The 20,424-nt window shown below is 48.9% G+C and carries 17 protein-coding genes; 12 read left to right on the top strand and 5 right to left on the bottom strand.

Annotated features, from left to right (window positions below; all coding sequences use genetic code 11):
* Nucleotides 1–95 precede the first annotated feature (95 nt).
* Genes L6468_RS05310 through L6468_RS05300 form a run of 3 tightly spaced genes read left to right on the top strand, consistent with a single transcriptional unit; the run spans nucleotide 96 to nucleotide 3,615 of the window.
* Nucleotides 96–1,568 carry an SPFH domain-containing protein gene (locus L6468_RS05310; protein WP_176757022.1) on the top strand — a complete coding sequence of 491 codons (1,473 nt, stop codon included), beginning with the start codon at nucleotides 96–98 and terminating at the stop codon, nucleotides 1,566–1,568.
* Nucleotides 1,546–2,937, top strand: coding sequence for an MATE family efflux transporter (locus L6468_RS05305; protein ID WP_237796648.1), 1,392 nt, complete (start codon nucleotides 1,546–1,548; stop codon nucleotides 2,935–2,937). Before L6468_RS05310 ends, L6468_RS05305 begins: the two co-directional genes overlap by 23 nt.
* Before the next feature lie 6 nt (nucleotides 2,938–2,943).
* Entirely contained in the window at nucleotides 2,944–3,615 is a 672-nt protein-coding gene (locus L6468_RS05300; protein ID WP_237796053.1) for a peptidylprolyl isomerase, read from the top strand.
* Nucleotides 3,616–4,012: 397 nt separating this feature from the next.
* Here the strand turns inward: L6468_RS05300 and rsmA are convergent, their stop codons facing one another.
* From rsmA to L6468_RS05280, 4 genes are all read right to left on the bottom strand, one after another.
* Complete coding sequence (rsmA, locus tag L6468_RS05295) at nucleotides 4,013–4,816, bottom strand: 16S rRNA (adenine(1518)-N(6)/adenine(1519)-N(6))-dimethyltransferase RsmA (protein WP_091815746.1); 804 nt, start codon at nucleotides 4,814–4,816, stop codon at nucleotides 4,013–4,015.
* Between the two features lie 20 nt (nucleotides 4,817–4,836).
* Nucleotides 4,837–6,234 carry a C1 family peptidase gene (locus L6468_RS05290; RefSeq protein ID WP_091815743.1) on the bottom strand — a complete coding sequence of 466 codons (1,398 nt, stop codon included), beginning with the start codon at nucleotides 6,232–6,234 and terminating at the stop codon, nucleotides 4,837–4,839.
* Between the two features lie 18 nt (nucleotides 6,235–6,252).
* On the bottom strand, nucleotides 6,253–7,689 hold the full coding sequence (locus L6468_RS05285; RefSeq protein ID WP_237796051.1) for a Na+/H+ antiporter NhaC family protein: 1,437 nt from the start codon (nucleotides 7,687–7,689) through the stop codon (nucleotides 6,253–6,255).
* 164 nt (nucleotides 7,690–7,853) lie between these two features.
* Nucleotides 7,854–8,747, bottom strand: coding sequence for a helix-turn-helix transcriptional regulator (locus L6468_RS05280; protein WP_237796049.1), 894 nt, complete (start codon nucleotides 8,745–8,747; stop codon nucleotides 7,854–7,856).
* 158 nt (nucleotides 8,748–8,905) lie between these two features.
* Here L6468_RS05280 and L6468_RS05275 point away from each other — a divergent pair, with 158 nt between their 5' ends.
* From L6468_RS05275 to L6468_RS05250, 6 genes are all read left to right on the top strand, one after another.
* The gene (locus L6468_RS05275; protein ID WP_237796042.1) at nucleotides 8,906–10,072 is read left to right on the top strand and encodes an iron-containing alcohol dehydrogenase; all 1,167 of its coding nucleotides are present in this window, start codon (nucleotides 8,906–8,908) and stop codon (nucleotides 10,070–10,072) included.
* A 123-nt stretch (nucleotides 10,073–10,195) separates the two neighbouring features.
* Nucleotides 10,196–11,302, top strand: coding sequence for a cyclophilin-like fold protein (locus tag L6468_RS05270; RefSeq protein WP_237796040.1), 1,107 nt, complete (start codon nucleotides 10,196–10,198; stop codon nucleotides 11,300–11,302).
* Nucleotides 11,299–11,835, top strand: a complete 537-nt coding sequence (locus tag L6468_RS05265; protein WP_237796038.1) for a flavodoxin family protein — start codon at nucleotides 11,299–11,301, stop codon at nucleotides 11,833–11,835. Before L6468_RS05270 ends, L6468_RS05265 begins: the two co-directional genes overlap by 4 nt.
* 36 nt (nucleotides 11,836–11,871) lie before the next feature.
* Nucleotides 11,872–12,915 (top strand): carboxymuconolactone decarboxylase family protein, encoded by a 1,044-nt coding sequence (locus tag L6468_RS05260; protein WP_237796036.1) that lies wholly within the window; start codon nucleotides 11,872–11,874, stop codon nucleotides 12,913–12,915.
* A gap of 34 nt (nucleotides 12,916–12,949) precedes the next feature.
* Nucleotides 12,950–13,933: a DUF362 domain-containing protein gene (locus L6468_RS05255; protein ID WP_091854389.1), complete on the top strand. Its 984-nt coding sequence runs from the start codon at nucleotides 12,950–12,952 to the stop codon at nucleotides 13,931–13,933.
* A gap of 45 nt (nucleotides 13,934–13,978) precedes the next feature.
* Nucleotides 13,979–15,109: an alpha/beta hydrolase gene (locus tag L6468_RS05250; protein ID WP_237796029.1), complete on the top strand. Its 1,131-nt coding sequence runs from the start codon at nucleotides 13,979–13,981 to the stop codon at nucleotides 15,107–15,109.
* Nucleotides 15,110–15,394: 285 nt separating this feature from the next.
* Here L6468_RS05250 and L6468_RS05245 read toward each other — a convergent pair whose 3' ends face one another.
* Entirely contained in the window at nucleotides 15,395–16,828 is a 1,434-nt protein-coding gene (locus L6468_RS05245; protein ID WP_431356696.1) for an IS4 family transposase, read from the bottom strand.
* 680 nt (nucleotides 16,829–17,508) lie between these two features.
* On the opposite strand from L6468_RS05245, the gene L6468_RS05240 reads away from it, so the two are divergent.
* The 3 genes from L6468_RS05240 to L6468_RS05230 all read left to right on the top strand — a co-directional run bounded on the left by L6468_RS05240 (nucleotide 17,509) and on the right by L6468_RS05230 (nucleotide 20,278).
* On the top strand, nucleotides 17,509–18,246 hold the full coding sequence (locus L6468_RS05240) for a helix-turn-helix domain-containing protein (protein ID WP_237796025.1): 738 nt from the start codon (nucleotides 17,509–17,511) through the stop codon (nucleotides 18,244–18,246).
* 417 nt (nucleotides 18,247–18,663) lie between these two features.
* Nucleotides 18,664–19,833, top strand: coding sequence for a site-specific integrase (locus L6468_RS05235; RefSeq protein WP_237796024.1), 1,170 nt, complete (start codon nucleotides 18,664–18,666; stop codon nucleotides 19,831–19,833).
* 34 nt (nucleotides 19,834–19,867) lie between these two features.
* Nucleotides 19,868–20,278, top strand: a complete 411-nt coding sequence (locus L6468_RS05230) for a helix-turn-helix domain-containing protein (protein ID WP_237796022.1) — start codon at nucleotides 19,868–19,870, stop codon at nucleotides 20,276–20,278.
* Nucleotides 20,279–20,424 lie beyond the last annotated feature (146 nt).

Below are 20,424 nucleotides of genomic sequence, written 5' to 3'. Positions count from 1 at the left end.
GCGAATTTTTTTTGCCAATCATCCGAAATGTAGTACATTTGCTTACACAATTTATCTATGAACTCTAAAATTATTCAATTATGGAACCAACACTCATGTATGCTCTTATTGGCGCTGGAATCTTTTTCCTCGCCATCTTCGTTTTCGTATCCTATGTGAAGGCACCACCCTCATTCGCCTTCATCATTTCAGGTCTTTCCAAGCAGCCTCGCGTGCTCATTGGTAAGGGCGGATTCCGTATTCCGTTCCTCGAGCGTCTGGACCGCGTCTACCTGGGACAGATTACTGTAGATATCAAGACAGAGGAGAGCGTGCCTACCAACGATTTCATCAATGTTGACGTTGATGCCGTGGCCAAGATTCGTGTCACACCCGATAGCGAGGGAACCCGTCTGGCAGCCAAGAACTTCCTGAACATGACGCCCGACGAGATTGCCATGCAGTTGCAGGACTCCCTGCAGGGTAACATGCGTGAGATTATCGGTACGCTCGACCTGCGTTCGCTGAATACCGATCGTGATGGTTTCTCTGACCAGGTGATGGCTAAAGCGTCACCCGACATGGCGAAACTGGGTATCGACATCATCTCATGTAACATCCAGAACGTGACCGACCGCGAAGGCCTTATCAAGGACCTGGGTGCCGACAACACTGCCAAGATCAAGAAAGATGCCGCTATCAACCGTGCTATCGCTGAGCGCGACGTGAAGATTGAGGTGTCTAAGGCCGACAAGGAGTCTAATGATGCCCGCGTGGATGCCGATACCGCTATTGCTATCAAGAACAACGATCTCGCCTTGAAGCGTGCTGCCCTGAAACAGCAGGCCGACACCGCTCAGGCCGATGCCGATGCTGCATACGCTATCCAGCAGCAGGAACAGCAGAAGACCATCAACGTGAAGACCGTTGAGGCTGAGATTGAGAAGACCAAGCGTGAGCAGATCCTGTCAAAGGAGCGCATTGAGATTAAGCAGAACGAACTGTCTGCTGAGATTGAGAAGAAGGCTGATGCCGATAAGTATAAGGTTGAGCGTGATGCTGCCGCAGAACTGGAACAGCGCAAGCGTGTGGCTGAGGCTCAAAAGTATGAGGCCGAACAGCGTGCACTTGCCCAGAATGCCGAGTCTGATGCTACCCGTTACCGTCTGGAACAGGAGGCTGCCGGTATCAAGGCCAAGGGTGAGGCCGAGGCTTATGCTATCCAGAAGAAAGGTGAGGCCGAAGCGCTTGCTATGGACAAGAAGGCTGAGGCTTACAAGAAGTATAACAATGCAGCTGTCGTTCAGATGATGATCGAGGTACTGCCTCAGGTTGTAGAGAATGTGGCTAAGCCTATCTCAGCCATCAAGGATGTCAATATCTACAGTGGTGACGGCCAGGGTATCTCTGCCATGAGCGGCAACGTGCCCGTAGCCATCAAGCAGGCCTTCGACGTGCTGAAGAGTGCCACTGGCGTTGATATGGCCGACATCATGCGTGCTGGCACTATCGAGGCTAAGACTACCCGCAACGTCAACCTGAATGATCAGGCTCGCGATGCTGTTGATAATATCACGGGTGAAAAGTAAAGACTTATTATCATACATACGTGAAGGTCGCACGATGACGCAACAGGAGAAGTTGCGGCTCATCGTGCAACTTTCTATTCCCTCTATCCTTGCACAGATATCCGCCACGGTGATGTTCTTCATCGACGCATCCATGGTGGGACATCTGGGTGCAAAGGCTTCTGCTTCCATCGGACTGGTTGAGACCACCGGATGGCTGATGGGCGGACTGGCCTCTGCAGCCTCGATGGGATTCTCTGTACAGGTGGCCCATTTCATTGGTGCCAACGACTTTGAGGCGGCACGTCGTGTGTTGCGTCAGGCCTTGGTATGCTGCCTGATATTCAGTTTCGTGATGAGTGGCATCTGCATAGGCATCAGTCCCTTCCTGCCCTACTGGCTTGGCGGCAGTACAGAGATAGCACGTGATGCCTCACTCTATTTTGCCATCATCGGACTGGCAGGCATCTTCTTCCAGATGGAAGGACTGGCAGGCTCTATGCTGAAGTGCTCAGGTAATATGAAGATACCCTCTATCCTCAACATTGGTATGTGTGTGATGGACGTTATCTTCAACTATTTCTTTATCTATATCCTCGACCTCGGCGTGATGGGCGCTGCCATGGGCACAGGACTTGCCGAACTCGTCACAGCCATCCTGATGTTGTATTTCCTGCTGGTAAAGAGCGATATGCTCCGTCTGAAAGGTTTCCCAGGCTCGTTCCGTCCAAAGAGCGATACCGTTGGCACAGCCTTTAAGATTGGGGCACCTATGGGACTGCAACACCTGCTGATGGGCGGTGCACAGATAGTAAGCACGCTGATAGTAGCCCCGCTGGGCACTATCGCCATAGCCTCCCACTCGCTGGCCATCACCGTTGAGAGTCTCTGTTATATGCCAGGCTTTGGTATAGCTGAAGCAGCCACCACACTTGTAGGACAGGGAATAGGTGCCGGTCAGAAGGTGCTGACCAGAAGTCTGGCACTGATGTCTGTGGGCATGGGCATCGTCGTGATGACCTTCATGGGTATCCTGATGTGGACCTTCGCACCAGAGCTGATGACAATCATGTCGCCTGTAGACGACGTTATCACACTGGGTACCGATGTCCTGCGCATCGAGGCATGGGCCGAACCGATGTTTGCTGCCGCCATCGTATGCAATGGCGTCTTCGTGGGTGCCGGCGACACGCTGAAGCCAGCCTTTATGAGTCTGGCATCCATGTGGGGCGTACGTCTGACGCTGGCCTGGTACCTGTCAAAGGATTACGGCCTGATGGGGGTCTGGCTGGCAATGGCCATAGAACTGACCTTCAGAGGCATCATTTTCCTGACACGCCTCTTTACTGGGAACTGGAACAACAAACTGAAACTTAAAATGGATAATTGATAATTTATGAAAATCAAATGTATTATAGCCAGTCTGCTGTTTGTATTGCCAGCAGCCGCTCAGACCAATGAGGTGCTGCTTGAGACAACAGAGGGCAACATCCGTGTCATGCTGTATGATGACACACCGCTGCATCGTGACAACTTCCTGAAACTCGTGGATGAACAATTTTATGACTCCCTGCTCTTTCACCGTGTCATCAGGAATTTCATGATACAGGCGGGCGACCCAAAGAGTAAGCATGCAGAATCAGGAGAGATTCTGGGCGGAGGCGATCTGGGCTATACGCTGCCTGCAGAAATCAAGACGCCTACACACTATCATGCCAGAGGAACCCTGGCAATGGCTCGCGAGGGCGATGCCAGAAACCCGCAGAGACGCTCCAGCGCCTGCCAGTTCTATATCGTATGGGGTAAGACCTATTCCACCAAGGAACTGGAAGCCATCCAGGAGAAGGTGCTCGAAAATACCAAGGGACAGACCAGATTCAGTTCTGAGATGTACTGGACTTACAAAAAGCGCGGCGGTTCGCCCCATCTCGACGGACAATACACCGTGTTTGGCGAAGTCACCGAGGGACTGGATGTCGTAGAGAAAATCCAGAAGGTGTTTACCGACGACTACAACCGTCCTGTTAATGATGTGCGCATTATCAGGGCTACGAGAATCAAAAGATAGACATAAAACCCATATACAACGAAAATGCAGGTCTTGGTTCACCAACCAGCGGCCTGCATTTCATTCGATATTAATAACTAAAAACCTTTTCTACTTTTGTTACCCTTAATGCAATCTCTATTACCTTACTAATACCTACTTTCCTTAAAAACAATCTAACCTTATAACTAACTAACCTATTGATTCTCTTTTTACTAACTTTCTATGCTTTTTACTAACTCTATGCTCGCCTTTCACAAGGGTACTAACTAAACTTTCTACCTAATCAAACTAAATACTATTGAAGATCTCTTTTGTCATTGTTTCCTTTTGACGATGCAAAGGTACGACGAAATCTGATAACTCGTATCAAATTCCGTCGCCTTTTGCAAGAAAAATAACGTATTATTGATTAAAATCAAGCGTTTGTGTTCGCACACAGGTAATTTTCCAACCAATTTGCCAATTCCACGAACTCTGGAATTGAAAGCTGTTCCGGACGCTTGGTTAATACCGAAGAATACTCGTCAAAAAATGGAGAGTCAGCAGGCAGCATCTGCTTCAAACTGACACGCAACATCTTACGACGCTGGTTAAACGTGGTCTTCACAATGCGTTTAAACAGTTCCTCGTTGCATCCCAGTTTCTGCACTTTGTTGCGTGTCATGCGAATCACGGCACTCTGCACCTTTGGAGGCGGATTAAACACGCCTGGCTCTACCGTAAACAGATACTCTACATCATACCATGCCTGAATCAGTACCGACAAGATGCCATACTGTTTATTTCCTGGCTGTGAGGCCATACGTAGGGCCACCTCACGCTGAATCATACCTGTGCAACAAGGAATCAAGTCGCGATTATCCAGCATCTTGAAGAATATCTGCGAGGAGATATCATAGGGATAATTGCCTGTAAGCACAAACTGCTGTCCGTCGAACACCTTGCGCAGGTCCATCCGCAGGAAGTCCTCACCCAGGATATTCTCGCGCAACTTCGGGAAATGCTCGTTCAGATACTCCACCGACTCACGGTCAATCTCTACCACCTTAAACGGGCGAGGCTTCTCCACGATATACTGCGTCATCACACCCATACCCGGTCCTACCTCCAGCACAGGGATATCAGGACAGGCATCTACAGTATCAGCTATGCGCTTTGCTATAGACAGGTCGGTCAGGAAGTGCTGACCAAGGTTCTTTTTCGGTCTTACTTGTTTCATATAAGTACAAGTTTACTTGATTATTCATCCATCTGAAAGAGCGGGTCTTCGGGCATCACCATCACAGGAGCTGTCTCGTAGGCCATCTTCACCTTGGCAGGCACATATTCGTTGGGCACCACCAGGCGGAACATATACTCACGGAACCAGCGGTCCGTCATAATCAGGCAACCCTGCTGTCCCCAAGAAGCACCCCATGAGTTCTCCACCTTCCATTTCGTGGCCTTGCCCTTGCTGTCAAGGTCAACAGCCGTCAGCGTCATTGCATGTGTAGAACCACTATCGAACGTAGAGATACGCTCAGCCTTATTCATGCCAAACGAGGTATTAAACAATGAGCCGTAGTCAAAGTTCTCCGTATCGGCATAGCCGCGCTTGCGGTCCAGCATCTTACCTACGTCATAAGAAGAATAGAGCTTATGACCAGCTTTCAGTGTGTTGATGGCCATCTCCTCGATATCGTCCATGGGCAGGTTGATGTATTTCCAGTTGTGTCCGTCGTAGGTGTGGCGGTCAAACTCTACCTCGTAGGTCTTGTAGTACTCACGACGGGGGTCGTTCATCACCATGATAAACGTGCCATTGAGCGACTTGCCTACAACCTCTTTATAGAAAGACTGTGGGGTATACTCCTTGGCCTCGCCTACAGTCTGTCCCTTGCTGTTCTTAAAGGCGTAGGTAAACTTCATGGGTGGCTCACCAATGGTGTACTGCAACATGTGGTAGATCTGACTGAGCATGCGTGTCTTTGCCTTCTCGATAGCAGATGCCTTCTTGTCTTTCTGCACCATATCACGCAACTGCAGACCGAACTCACGCAGTTTGCTGGCAATCAGGGCACGAGCCTTTGAGGTATTGTCACTTGAATATGACTCAGGCATCACCTCCGTAGGCACCAGTCCGTATTTCTCTGTCAGGTCGGCCACGCCACAGAATGTGCCTCCATCATTGATAGGATAATGGAAGAAGAACTGCACACGCTGGTCGTCAATAGGCTTCTTAGCCGTATCAATACAGCCCTGCAGCATCAGGTTGGCCTTCTCCAACTGGTCATAGAAGAAGAGATAAGCCTGTGAGAACGTCACATTGAGCGAGTCGGTACGCAGGTTGAAGTCAGAGCGCAGCACGTTCAGTCCACTGAACATCCAGCAGCGGCCAGACGATTTCTGGTCTGTGATGCTCTGCTTCTTCGTCTCTATGCTGAAATGCGTATCCAGCGCGCCTGCGTTCTTGCGGTTCTGCGACAAGTCGTCAATGGCATTCGCGGCAATAGCGTTTACCAATGCACGATCAGCAGGCTGCAGCGCATTCTCGTTTTCAATCTCAGAGAGCATCTTCTTGCTGATGCCTCCATCTTTCGTTTGTGCCTGCGTTGTCATGGCGACACACAAGGCAGCTAAAATCAGTACGTTTTTCATATTATCAATTTTTACTTTTTACTCTTTAACCTTTCTCTTGATCTTCCATCCCAATGCAGCCACAAGAATAGTCATCATGGGACTCAGGATATTAAAGAAGCAATAAGGCAGATAGGCGATGGTAGCCACACCCAGCACCGTGCTCTGCGTCAGTCCGCAGGTATTCCAAGGCACCAGCACACTGGTCACCGTGGCCGAGTCTTCTGCCGTACGGCTCACCAGCCGTGGTTCGTAGCCCTGCTTCTCATATACGTTCTTAAACATATTCACCGTCAGCACAATACTGATAAACTGGTCGCCTGTGGCTGCGTTCAGGAAGAGGCCTGTGCTGGCTGTAGAGGCCACCAGCCCTACCCTGCTCTTCACCCAACTGATTACCACTCTTGTGATGCTCTCAATCATACCGCTAGCCACCATCACGGCTCCGAAACACATGGCACAGACAATCAGCCAGATGGTATTCAGCATACCAGCCATGCCACCCGTAGATACCAGCTCGTTGAGTTCTGCCGAGCCCATCTCAATATTTGTAGGACCATAGAAAGTCATCACCAGGCCTTTTGTCAGGGCTGCCACACTGCCCAGCTCTGCATCGCCAGCTATCTCCTTCAGAATATGCGGCTGCAGGATGATGGCCATCACTCCGGCCATCAGGGCCGAGAGGAACAGCACGATGAGCGAGGGCACGCGCTTCACAATCAGCACGCCGGTAAGCACAGGTACCAGAAGCGTCCACAGCGAGATATTAAACTTACCTCCCAGTCCCTCTGTATATTGATGCACATGAATACTGTCGTCAGCATCAAAGCCCAGTCCTAATGCCGTAAATATCAGAAGTGTCAACATAAAGACAGGCATCGTGGTCAGCATCATATAGCGTATGTGCTTAAAGATATCCACACCAGCCGACGAGGATGCCAGGATGGTGGTATCACTCAGGGGCGACATCTTATCACCGAAATAGGCACCAGAGATGATGGCGCCTGCAGCAATGGCCTCGCTAACGCCCAGCGCATGACTGATACCCAGCAATGCCACACCTATCGTGGCTATCGTGGTCCACGAACTGCCTGAGAGCAGCGACACCAGCGCACAGATTACGCAGGCACAAAGCAGGAAAAACTGGGGCGACAACATCTGCACGCCATAATATATCAGCGTGGGCACCACGCCACTTATCATCCACGCTCCTGCCAGCATACCTACTGCCAGCAGTATCAGTATCATAATAGCCACGCCGCCCACGGTTTTCTCTATCTGCTGCTCAAACGATTTCCATGGCTCCTTGTAGAATACCATCGAGATAAACACGCACACAGCCATAGCTGCCAATAGAGACACCTGACTGCCACCGCTCAGCGAATCACTGCCAAACAGCGCAATAACCACAGCCAGCAGACCTATCAGGACCACTAGTGGAATAGCTGCTACAAGAGGATGAGGGAGTTCTTTCATCAATATCACATATATTTCAGTGTGCAAATTTACAAAATAAATCGCAAAAAAGTAAATTTGCACTTATATATTTGTATTTGTGATGAAACATACCTTATTTTGGAAGCAACCATATTGATGAGAACAGCCACATTGAGAAATGTCGCAATAATAACGACAGATGATTATTTCCCAACGAACTGGCTCGGACTGAGACCCGTGATGCGCTTGAAGAGGCGGGTGAAATGATGGGGAAAGTCGAAACCCAACAGGCGGGAGGTCTCGCTGACGTTATGCCCTTGCATCAAAAGACTTTTCGCCTGATTGATGACATAATTATGTATATAACCGATAGCAGTGCCGCCCGTGGCCTTGTGGACAATGTCACCAAAGTATCGGGGAGAATAAGCCAGTTGGGAGGCACACCAGGCTACAGTGGGCAAGCCTTGCGACAATTGTCGGTTCTCGCGAAAATAGGTATGCAGTAAGTTATGGAAACGCTTTAGCAGGTCGGTCTCTCCCCTATTCTCTTCCGATAACTGGCGCAAATAGATACGATTGCAGTATTCCAGTATCAGGTGCAAATAAGCCAGCAGCACACTTCGGAGTGAAGGGGAATCCTCATGCGCCTGCAACTCTTGTCGCATCTGAGCCACCAACTGCGTGATGCAGAGCCACTCGTCTGGATCCATGCGCAGCGAGCCATCGAAGAAATACGAGAAGAACTGATAGTGATCAATCTGACGCTCCAATTCGCTGCCGTGCAACAGCTCAGGCGACCATAGCAGCACCCAACCACTTAACGAGATGCGCTCACCATTGTCCTCCAGTCCGCCTATTTGTCCTGGTTCCACTGCAATGATAGAACCATCGCTCACCTGCAATTTCCGCATGCCGTATGAGAGATTGAAGGGGAACTGTCGTTGGATGAACAACCCATACACACCATAGTTGTTCAAGCTGTGACGGAAGGGTGCCAGCTCGTCATAATGGATGATGCTAATTAATGGGTGCAACACCGGTGCATCCACAAAACGAGCATAGTCGTTGGGGCTGTCTAACTTCAAAATATTCCTCATATTGGTGGCAAAGATACGCAAAATAATCTAATAATGGTATATATTTTACGTTATTTAAGCACTTTCTGCGGAATTGGTATATAATCAGCCAATTTGTGTAATACCTATATAATATATTATGTGTACTTTTGCACCCAGAAACTTAAAACAGAATAATTATGTTAGGCAATTTTACATTCCACAATCCTACGAAGTTGCACTTCGGTGAGGATTCTTTAAGCAAACTGAGTGAAGAACTGAAGAACTATGGCAAGAAGGTGATGCTCTGCTATGGCGGTGGCAGCATTAAGCGCAACGGCATCTACGATCAGGTGATGGCCGAGCTGAAGAAGGCAGGCTGCGAGGTGGTAGAGATAGCCGGTGTGATGCCCAATCCTACTATAGAGAAGGTATTAGAGGGAGCCCACATGGCTCGCCAGGAGAATGTGGATTTCATCCTTGGTGTGGGCGGCGGCTCTACCGTTGACTACTGTAAGGCCGTAGCCGGAAGTGCTTGGTACGATGGCGACCCTTGGGAGTATTACTTCAAGAACTGGCAACCGATGACCTGCCGTTGGATTCCTGTGGGTTGTGTGCTCACAATGGCTGGCACTGGCTCTGAGATGGACAGCTGTTCGGTTATCTCCAGCCATACGGAGAACCGCAAGTTGTTCTATAACTTCCGTAACCCCGACTTCTCCATCCTCAATCCTCGCTTCACCTTCACCGTTCCCAAGTATCAGATGGTGGCTGGTATCTACGACATCATGAGTCATATTCTGGAGCAGTATCTCTCTGGCACCGACGACAACACCAGCGACTATATCGCCGAAGGACTGATGCGCTCACTTATCGTCAGCAGCCGCAAGGCTAACGTGAATCCTGAGGACTACGAGGCTCGTTCGAACATCATGTGGACAGCCACTTGGGCACTCAACACGCTCATCGACCGCGCTAAGGCCACCGACTGGATGGTGCACATGCTGGGTCAGGCTGTGGCTGCCTATACCGATGCCACTCACGGTCACACCCTCGCTGCCGTCAGCGGTGCCTACTACCGTCTGCTCATCAGCAAGTCGCCCGATGCCGTGCAGAAGTTCAAGCGTCTGGCCATGAACGTATGGGGCGTTTCTGCCGAGGTTAAGACCGACGAGCAGGTTGCGATGGAAGGTCTGGAGACGATGGAGCAGTGGATGCGCGAACTGGGATTGGCGATGAATATCACCGAATGTGGTGCCAAGCCAGAGTTGATTGAGGGAATGGCTGATGCCTGCCCCATCTGTCAGGGTGGCTACTACATTCTGAATCGCGATGAGGTTGTACAGGTACTGAAGGATAGCCTTTAGGAATTTTGAATTAAGAAAGTACAAGCAGGGCACGCTTCACATGGTGAAAGACCTGAAACTGCCCACCATGAAGCCACTCGACCCCGAGACCATGAAACTGATATTCAAAAAACAACGATAACGATGCAAAAGATTTTATCATTCTTAGCAGCAATGTTGTTCTGCTGCTGTTCCGCAGATAACGAAGTGAAGGCTGAGGAACCTGCAAATACAGCCAAGACGCTTGTGGTATATTACAGCTATACAGGTAACTGCCGTGAGATAGTAAATACGCTGACCAGTCAGATAGAGGCTGACGTGCTGGAGATTCAGCCTGCAGAAAAGGGACTAAGGTACGAGGCAAACAATTATGCCCTTGGTACTCAGTTGCTGAATGCCATCAAGGCTAATCCTAACGATGTCAGCAGTTACCCAGCCATCGACCCTGTAACGACATCGCTCAGCGACTACCAGAACATCATCATTGTCACCCCGTTGTGGTGGAGTCAGATGGCTGCCATCATGCAGTCTTACCTTTTTCAGAGTGCTTCTCAGATGGCAGGAAAGCACGTTGGAATGATTGTATCAAGTCATTCGAGTAGCATCAGCGGTGTGGTAAATGATGCCAAACGACTATTGCCTAATGTCACATGGATGGGTGATGCGTTGTGGATTAACGCCAGCAACCACAGTAATCGTGCCACACTGATAGAAAACTGGCTCAAGACACTGACTTTCGCAGAAAAGAATACTACTATGGATAAGATATATATCACCATCGGCGGACAAACGCAAAGCGCGACACTGGTCGATAATGAAGCTACACGCGAGTTGATTGCGGCACTTCAGGATGCCTCCATAACAGTTACTCTTAACGACAACGATTTTGAGATATGGGGTTCTTTAGGCAAATCGCTGACAACGAAAAACGAGCAGATGACAGCCCTACCCGGAGACATCGTGCTTTATAACGGCAGCAACATATGCATCTTCTACGAGTCAAACTCTTGGAGCTATACTCGTTTAGGACATATCGACGGACTGTCAGAAAATGAGCTTCGCACATTCCTCAAAGCAGGCGAAAGCAACATCAGTGTTACCCTGTCGCTTGCAAAGCCTACTGGCATCAAGGGCCTCTCCCCCAACCCCTCTCCAGTTAGAGAGGGGAGAATTTACTCCCTGAATGGTGTGAAGATTGAGAATCCATCTAAGGGAATATATATAAAGAATGGTAAAAAAGTTATATTATGAAAAAAGTTATAGTTATTTCCACAAGTCTGCGTCACGGCTCAAACAGCGACATGTTAGCAGACAAATTCGTTGAAGGAGCAAAGACTGCTGGAAACGAAGTAGAGAAGATTTCTCTTGTAGGTAAGAATATACAGTTTTGCAAAGGCTGCTTTGGTTGCCAAAAGCTGGGTCGCTGTGTCATCAACGACGATGTGAACGACATCATGGCAAAGGTACTGGAGGCCGATGTAGTATGTTGGGCTACACCAATTTACTATTATGAGATGAGCGGACAGATGAAGACCCTCATAGACCGCATGAATGCGATGTATGAACAGGATTATGCGTTTCGTGACGTCTATCTGCTGACAACGGCTGCAGAGGATGATGAGCAGACGCCGAAGCGTGCCGAAATGGGCTTGACGGGCTGGATAGACTGCTATCCCAAAAGTCACCTGGCAGGAACGCTTTTCTGCGGAGGTGTGAATGACCCTCGTGAGATTGAGGGTAATCCCAAACTGCAGGAGGCTTTTGAATTAGGAGAAAATATATAATATAGAAAGTAGAGAAGAATGAAAAGGTCTTTATATATGAGAAGATTATTTTTTGCTCTATTAATCATGATGATGACTATGGTAACAGCAAATGCACAAATGCAACGGGTAGGCGACGGCACGTCGGGAATGACGCTGACGGAGCGTCAAAAGGGATTGGCAGCATGTGCCTGCCTGATGGCACAGGGTGACATGAATCGCTTGGAGCCTGCCGTACGAAAGGCTCTCGATGGTGGTGTAACCATCAACGAACTGAAGGAGGCTTTCTCGCAACTCTATGCCTACACAGGTTTCCCACGAAGTCTGAATGCGCTGGGAGTTTTGAGTAAGGTTTTGGAAAGCAAGCAGGCGAATTGGCAGGAAGGAAAGCCTTGGAAGCGTCCTGCTGAGTGGGATGATGCCAAAAAGGCCTACGAACTGGGCACCAAGAACCAGACGCAGCTCTCAGGAAAGCCTTTCAACTATGAATTCTGTCCGCAGGACGACTACTACCTAAAGTCGCACCTCTTTGGTGACATCTTTGCTGGTGACCAACTCTCTGCTGCCGATCGCGAAATAGTAACCGTAGCAGCCCTGAGTGGTCTTGAGGGCGTAGCACCACAACTCGCTGCCCACAAGCAGGGTGCCGTAAATATGGGAAATAGTCAGCAGCTCGTCGATGAACTGTGCACTTGGCTCTGCAACGAGGGCTACACTCTAAGCACCAAGTGGCCCAAGGGTGAGCCAAATCCCTACGGAAAGTATTTCATTGGTCAGAGCTATCTGGCAGATGTCGGTGGTGGTGTGATAAATGTCACCTTTGAACCAGGTTGCCGTAACAACTGGCACATCCACCACAAGCAGGTGCAGGTATTGATTTGTGTAGCCGGTCGCGGTTGGTATCAGGAATGGGGCAAGGAGCCGCAAGAGCTTACTCCCGGCACTGTCATTGCTGTTCCAGCAGAAGTAAAGCATTGGCATGGAGCGCAGAAGGGTTCATGGCTTCAGCATCTCACCTATCATAAGGATATTCAGGAAGGAGCAAGCAACGAGTGGTGTGAGGCTGTTAGTAACGAACAGTACGATGCTCTCTCAAAATAACACCCAAGAATATAAACATATAAAGGCATAAGATATGAAGAAGACATTAACAATTGTTGCATTGATGCTGGTGGCATCGGCAGCTGCTTTCGCACAGTCAAAGGTGTATCTGACAAGAGAAATCAGTCCTGAGTCGTTGGTGAGAATCTATAAAGCCTTGGGTGTTCCCGCTAAGGGACGCGTGGCCGTTAAGATGAGTACTGGAGAGGGTAGCAACCCTAACTACCTGAAGCCGGAACTGGTGAAGAACCTGATATTCGAGGTGGATGGCACCATCGTGGAATGTAACACCGCATACGGCAACTCGCCTGCCGACAAGAAGGATGACCGCAACACATCGGAGAATCATTGGAAAGTGATTGAGCGTCACGGTTTCACGAAATATTTCCCTGTAGATATCATGGACGAATATGATGAAATCCGCATCCCCGTAAAGGATCAAACGCACATCAAGTACGACATTGTAGGAGGCCACATAGCTAACTATGACTTCATGATTGCCCTCAATCACTTTAAGGGGCATCCTATGGGAGGCTATGGCGGTGCGCTGAAAAATCTCTCTATCGGCTGTGCTAGTCAGAACGGCAAGGCTTACATCCACTCTGCCGGCAAGATGGAGAAACTGGATATGGGCAAGTTGTGGACACCAGAGTTCATCGGTAATCAGGACGGATTCCTCGAAAGTATGGCAGCTGCCGCGCAAGCTGTGGTGAACTACTTCAACAAGAAGCAGGGCATCATCTACATCAGCGTGATGAACAACATGTCAATAGACTGCGACTGCGTGGATCATCCCGAACCTGTGAAACTTGAAGACTACGGCATCCTTGCCTCTACTGACCCTGTAGCGCTCGACCAGGCCTGCATCGACATCATCAATCAGCAGAAGGTGACGGCCAAGAACGACCCTACCGACCTGCTCAAGCGCATCGACAAGCAGCATGGTACACACACTATCGACCATGCAGCCCAGATTGGCCTTGGCTCCAAGAAGTATGAGTTGGTAAATCTGAAGTAGCACCGCTCTCGACTGAGAGGTTTGAACTATCAATTAACAAACAACATGAAACGAACATTTTTAGCTGCAATGGTGCTGGTCGGAATGCTGGCAGGTTGCACAAACAGTAACAAACGAACAACTAATAACGATATGGAACATAAGTTGGAATTGACGCAGGAGTGGGACAAGGTGTTTCCGCTGAGCGAGAAGGTGAACCACAAGAAGGTGACGTTTGAGACACAGTATGGACTGACGCTGGCGGCAGACCTTTATACGCCGAAAGATATCAAAGGTAAGATGGCGGCCATCGCCGTCTCTGGGCCTTTCGGAGCAGTGAAGGAGCAGTGTAGCGGACTCTATGCCATGAAGATGGCAGAGCGTGGTTTTGTGGCACTGGCTTTCGACCCTTCCTATACAGGTGAGAGCAGCGGTGAACCGCGTCGTACAGCTTCGCCCGACATCAATACCGAGGACTTTATGGCTGCTGTCGATTTCCTGTCGAAGCAGGACTATGTAGATGCCGAGAAGATAGGTATCATCGGCATCTGCGGTTGGGGAGGCATTGCCCTGAATGCTGCCGCTGCCGACACACGCATCAAGGCTACTGTAGCCTCAACAATGTATGATATGACCCGTGTCAGCGGAAACGACTACAACGATGCTTTCGACAACGAGCAGTGGCGCCACAGAAACCGCGAGAACCTCTCAAAACAGCGTTTGGCAGACCCCAATGCTATGGCTGGCGGTGTACTGGACACCGTTCCACCACAGGCTCCCAACTTTGTGCACGACTACTACGACTACTACAAGACTTCACGTGGTTATCACAAGCGCTCAGGCAACTCTAACGACGGTTGGCGCGTCATCGGCACTCAGGCCTACGCCAACAGCCGTTTCCTTTACTACATCAATGAGATTCGCTCTGCCGTTCTCGTGATGCACGGTGCCGATGCCCACTCACGCTACTTTGGCGAGGCTGCCTATCACTATATGGTAGAGGGTAAAGCCGAAGGCTACAAGTTCGTTGGCGAACCCAATCCCAATCCTGAGAACAAGCAACTGCTCATCATCCCCGATGCTACTCACTGTGACCTTTACGACGGTGGCTATGAGGAAAAAGCAGGCCAGGGTCAGCCCAAGAACATGATTCCTTGGGATAAGTTGGCTGAGTTCTTCAAGACCTATCTCAAATAATACAGTGAAATGTGAACAGCAAGTCATGCGTCGTTCTGCCGAGGACATGAAAGCGTGGAGCCTGCTTCGTGAGTGCTCCACGGAGCAGCCTAGGAGCAGCCTAGGAGCAGAGTGATTGCTGCCTAAGAGCAGGCTAAAGCATTTTTGACAGTAAAGTAAAAAAGAAATTCTCTAGAGAATTTTGTCCTTACTAAGTGATATAGCATTTGCTACTTAGTTATAAAGATAATAATTCTCTAGAGAATTTTCTTACTATCTGAACTTTCGCAAGTGAATATTCATTCATCAAGCGACTAATTTATACATTTGATATAGCTTATGGAACTTAGGATTGGCATCAATAACCGCAGAAAGCAGTTCACTGACATCGGCAGAGATCATCTCTGCGATTTCCAGGATGGTGTCCAATATAAGTTCCCATATCCTGTCCGAAGCGGACAGCTCGAGAGTGTTGCCAGTGGTATCACGGAAGAGCGCCCCGACGGTTTCGTAGGCCTCAAACCGCTTTACCGTGCAAAGTATGTTGTACTGCATCATGATCAGCGTAAAGCTGGCAATCTGTGCAGAGAAGTGTACGCTCTGACATCTGCCGAAGTCGAGCAGTTGCTTCTGGTCGTGATAAGCCACCTCGGTAGTCCAGCGGATAGCGTACGTCCTGTATGCTTTGAGAAAACTAAGCGAGAGGTCCGTAGTGAGCAATCCATTCCAAAGCCCATTCCTGCCTCGTTTCGAGAAGAACAAACGCACGGTGGTACCTGCAAACTTCACATCGATGGTGCAGTAGGTACATCTGAGTGTCCTGTTATGTTTGGTGAGGCCCTGCTTCTGGAGCTTCTTGATAATCTGCTTAGCAGTCAAATCACCCCACTGGGTGTGGTATTTGGTCTTGCCCAGCTTGATCATGCCTATCAGATGACACTTGATGTGGCGGCTGGTAATCAGGCGAACGAAGTCTGCACTGGTAAACCAACTGTCAACCAGCAGATAGTCGAAACGTATTCCACGCTTGATAGCGTACTTCACCATCTCGATTGCCTTGTCAGTCTTCTTCATGGTGTATTCTTTTATGCGCTCCTCAACACATTGCCCCGTATAGTCGGCAGAGAAACGCTCACTGCGTTGCTTGTCCGTCAACCCTTGCTTCTTGTCAGGATTACTGCCTTCTTCACCATGAAGCGAGAAATCGAGAAACAATTGGCTCATGCCATCGCACAGAAGCAGCGTCAGACATTTGTAGCCGAGGATGCTCTTTTGTTGGATATGAGAGAAAACCTTGCCGATAAGTTCACTCTTGCGACCACTCTTTGGAGCGTCTGTGTCATCGATAATCAGGCAGACAGGCTTGTCATGCTCAGCCTCGGTGCTACGGCTGATCTTACGCAGCAGCTGGAGGTTCATCGCATACAGCAGTTTGCGCCACTTGATATCACCATCATTCATAAAACGATAGAACATGTCCTTCTCACAACAGAACAAGCGGCTTAATGAAGAGCCCGAGTACCGGTATGCATTCCTGACGACGAAGAAAGGGAACAGCATCAAAAGATTAAGGACCTGCACGTTCGTGAACTTGCAGTTCTCTTTCTTCTCTGTCCCTATCTGCTCCGGACGTATGTTTATGCACTCCATCACTCTCATAATCGCATTAATTGCACGGTTATTCTCATTTTCTGAGAAAAAGCTTCTCAAATCTGAAATAATTGTTGTACCTTTGCTCACGGCTTCTAAGTTTGAACTTTATTGTTTGGCGACTATAAAGTTACTCATTTTCAGTGAGTTGAGCAAACTTCGAAGCCATTTTTATTCCTATTTTATGTTAAATTATGCAGGTGCGCCATCACTTGCGAAACTTTAGTTACTATCATGTAGAAGACGGATTAAAAGTCAGTAATATCGGTTTTGTTTCTAGGTTAAACAGCCCTCGAACATCAGCCTTCAGACATCAGACATCTTCCATCGGAGCGAGACACTCACCCGTCCCCTTCTGTACTGAAAAGTCACCCCTATATAGCTGAAATCATGAAATGACTCGAGTGATTTCATGACTTGAGCTAGGTAAATCGATGAATTCACTCGAGTGGCGTTTTTGGGGGTATGAATACATTAAACATGAATTCTTCACCGATTAAATTAGGTCAAAACAAACCGAAACAAACCTTAAATCAAATCGTGTAAAACACTGTCTTACAATTAACTCCACTTAACTAACCTTATTCTTCGCCTATTGCGCGTTTGCCCCGATTAGAGTAATTTTGTACCGCCATTGTACCTCGGGTGGATGAGCAGAGGGTTCGTAGGGTGTTCCCTTAAATCACCTTATTTCCCCTTAAATCCGCTTAATTGGTTTCCGTCAGGGGCCATCCCCCTAAAAACGGCAGAAATTGACAAAATTATTTGATATGGGCAAGAATCAAACTTCACAAATTCCCAACATCCTTCTGTCCGTGAAGGATGCCTCCGTCGCCATCAGTGTCAGCACTAAGATGGTGCGATTGCTTATTACCTCCGGCAGACTGAAAGCCGTCAACCTCGGCAAGCGGATGACACGCATCAGTCTACAGGAACTCACAGACTTTGCCCAAGGGCAAGGCTGCAATGTCGTGCTACCTTCTTCTTCCCTTCCTTTTAATAATAACAAAAGGGAAAAGAAGAAGAGTATAACTACTGCCAAGCCAGAGACGGGCCGCGTAAACAAAACTGCCAAGTGCCGCATGACACCAGCCTGTGAGAAAGCCCCTAAAGGTGTTACCCACAAAACCCATTATACGATGGCAGAGGTAATGAGCAAGTTCAACATCAAGTACGGTCGCCTGTACGAGATACGCAACCGCTATCAGTTAGCATCCATCCATGCCTGGGGTACGACCGCTTTTAAGAAGGAGGATGTCGAGAAAGCTATTGCCAAGTACGACGAAGAACAGGGCAAGGCGCAGCAGGAAGCATACTACACCTGCTTTGACATCATGCAGAAGTACGGTTTGGGTAAGACGCAGGTACGCCGTTTTGCCGAGACACACAATGTCCGTATCAAGAAAGCCAAGGGCGGCAGGGCTAATCTCTACCTCAAAGCGGACTGGGAAGCGGCACGAAAGAAAGCCGAGAAAACAAGTGCCAGTACCAAGGCGAAACGGACATGATGCTGGACATGAGAATACAAATGTTGGTACTACTTGCAGCGATGGTTAGAACCAATCCTGTAATCCAAGACTCAAAACGACTGGTTTCAGGCCGTTGTACCCAGATTGTAGCTTTGCAGTCAGTAACTTTGCAGAGCCATCTGAAAAAGATGTACCCCAACATTGGCAATCCTTTCGGAATCAAGGAATACAATGAATGTAAATGAATCATTAACCTGTTTCCGAGTATGGTTTTTGCCGAAATTTCATACTCAAACGCTAACTCAGGTTAAATATGATGCATTGGAGGTCAACATTTTAGGCGCAACCTAAACAAAGGACGTACCTTTGCAATCGCTTGAAGTTCCAACCGCACATGAAGTGCAGTGCAGGACAACCGAATATAGATAAATGTAATGACAATATAAAATAGCAGACATGACGAATTTATGTACCAAGGTCACAGTGCGGAAGCGACCTATCAAGAACGGGCAGACATCGCTCTATCTCGATTTCTACCCACCTATCCGCAACCCGAAGACTGGCCGTCTGTCACGACGCGAGTATCTGGGCTTATACATTTATTCAAACCCTACTGAGAAGTTTCAGCAGGAGTACAACCGAAGTATCATGCAGAAGGCGGAGCTTATCAAGTGCCGCCGCACAGAGTCCATCATCAACGAGGAGTTCGGTTTTCTCGACCGCTCCAAAGGTCAGGAGAGTTTTCTAGACTACTTCAAGCAGTGTATGAACAAGACAACCAACAAGGCAAACTGGGAGGCTGCCTACAAGCACTTCGTCAAATATTCGGGTGGCGAGTGTCGCTTCTGCGACCTCGATGTAGCGTATTGCCAGAAGTTTGTTGATTATCTTTTGTCGGCAGAGTGCTATCATAACGGCAAACCGATGATGCCCACCACCGCCAACAACCACCTCGTAAAGCTGAAAGCCGCCCTCCGTATGGCTTACGATGACGGACATATCAAGGAGAACATAGCCAAGAAACTTGTCAAGGCTAAGGGACACGGCAACAAGCGGCAGTACCTGACCAAGGAGGAACTTGTTGCGCTGTCCAAGGCTGAGTGCAAGAGTGATGTGCTACGCCGTTCAGGACTGTTCTCTTGCCTGACAGGACTGCGCCTGTCTGACTGCATCCTGCTCCAGTGGGAGAACATCAAGAAGTCGGGCGATGGCGGATGGGTGCTCGACATCACGACCAAGAAGACAAAGACCGATGCCATTCTGCCCATCAGCGAAGAGGCACTTGCCCTGTGCGGCGAGCGTGGAGAGGGTCAGGTGTTCAAGAAACTGACACCGAACCTGGTTGCCGCCCACCTCAAAGACTGGATAAAGGCTGCTGGCATCACCAAGCACATCACTTTTCACTGCTTTCGTCATACATTCGCCACCTTACAACTGGCAGGAGGCACGGACATCTACACCGTGAGCAAGCTGCTTACCCACAGCAACCTTGCCACAACACAGGTGTATGCAGAGGTGGTCAGCGAACTGAAACGTGATGCATCCGAGCGCATTTCATTGAAGGATGATGCCAGGAAAACTGCCACTCTTGAAGAAGCACAGAACAAAGAAACACTTGCTCAATGATATTCTTGACGTTAAAACAAAATTAAAAACTCACATGGAACAAAATGAAAGCAATCTCTCGTTCGACCAGTTGCCCAAGGCAGTTGGTGAACTCCTGACCAAGGTGGACTATGTGATTAGCCGCCTTGACGAGAAAAAGGAAGTGGACGGTTCTTCCCCGACTCAGGACGATGACCAGATGATGACGATGGACGAAGCTTGTCAGTTCATTGGCAAGAAACGCTCCACGATGTACTCTCTCACCTCTGAGCGACGCATCCCATACCGCAAGCGTGGCAACAAGCTCTACTTCTTTAAGAAGGAACTCATTGAGTGGATCCAGAGCGGAGGGGCATACGACAAGCCTTATACCCTCTCCGAGCAGGAACAGGCAGAGTTTGATGCCCATCTGGAGCAAATGCGTGAGAAGAAACGGCACAAGCCGGCTGCCGTCCAACAACAATGATTCTTACATTCGGAGGTGGGACATGACGGTCCCACTTCCTCATTAAAACCATTTGTTATTATGCGATATACCAATATCAGATACAGTACGCTTCTGAATGAAGCACAGTATGATTACCTGTCGGATGAATGCCAGGACATCAACCG

It is taken from the genome of Prevotella communis, assembly GCF_022024115.1.
In the GTDB taxonomy this organism is placed as follows: domain Bacteria; phylum Bacteroidota; class Bacteroidia; order Bacteroidales; family Bacteroidaceae; genus Prevotella; species Prevotella communis.
This window is presented reverse-complemented; position numbering and strand designations above follow the sequence as displayed.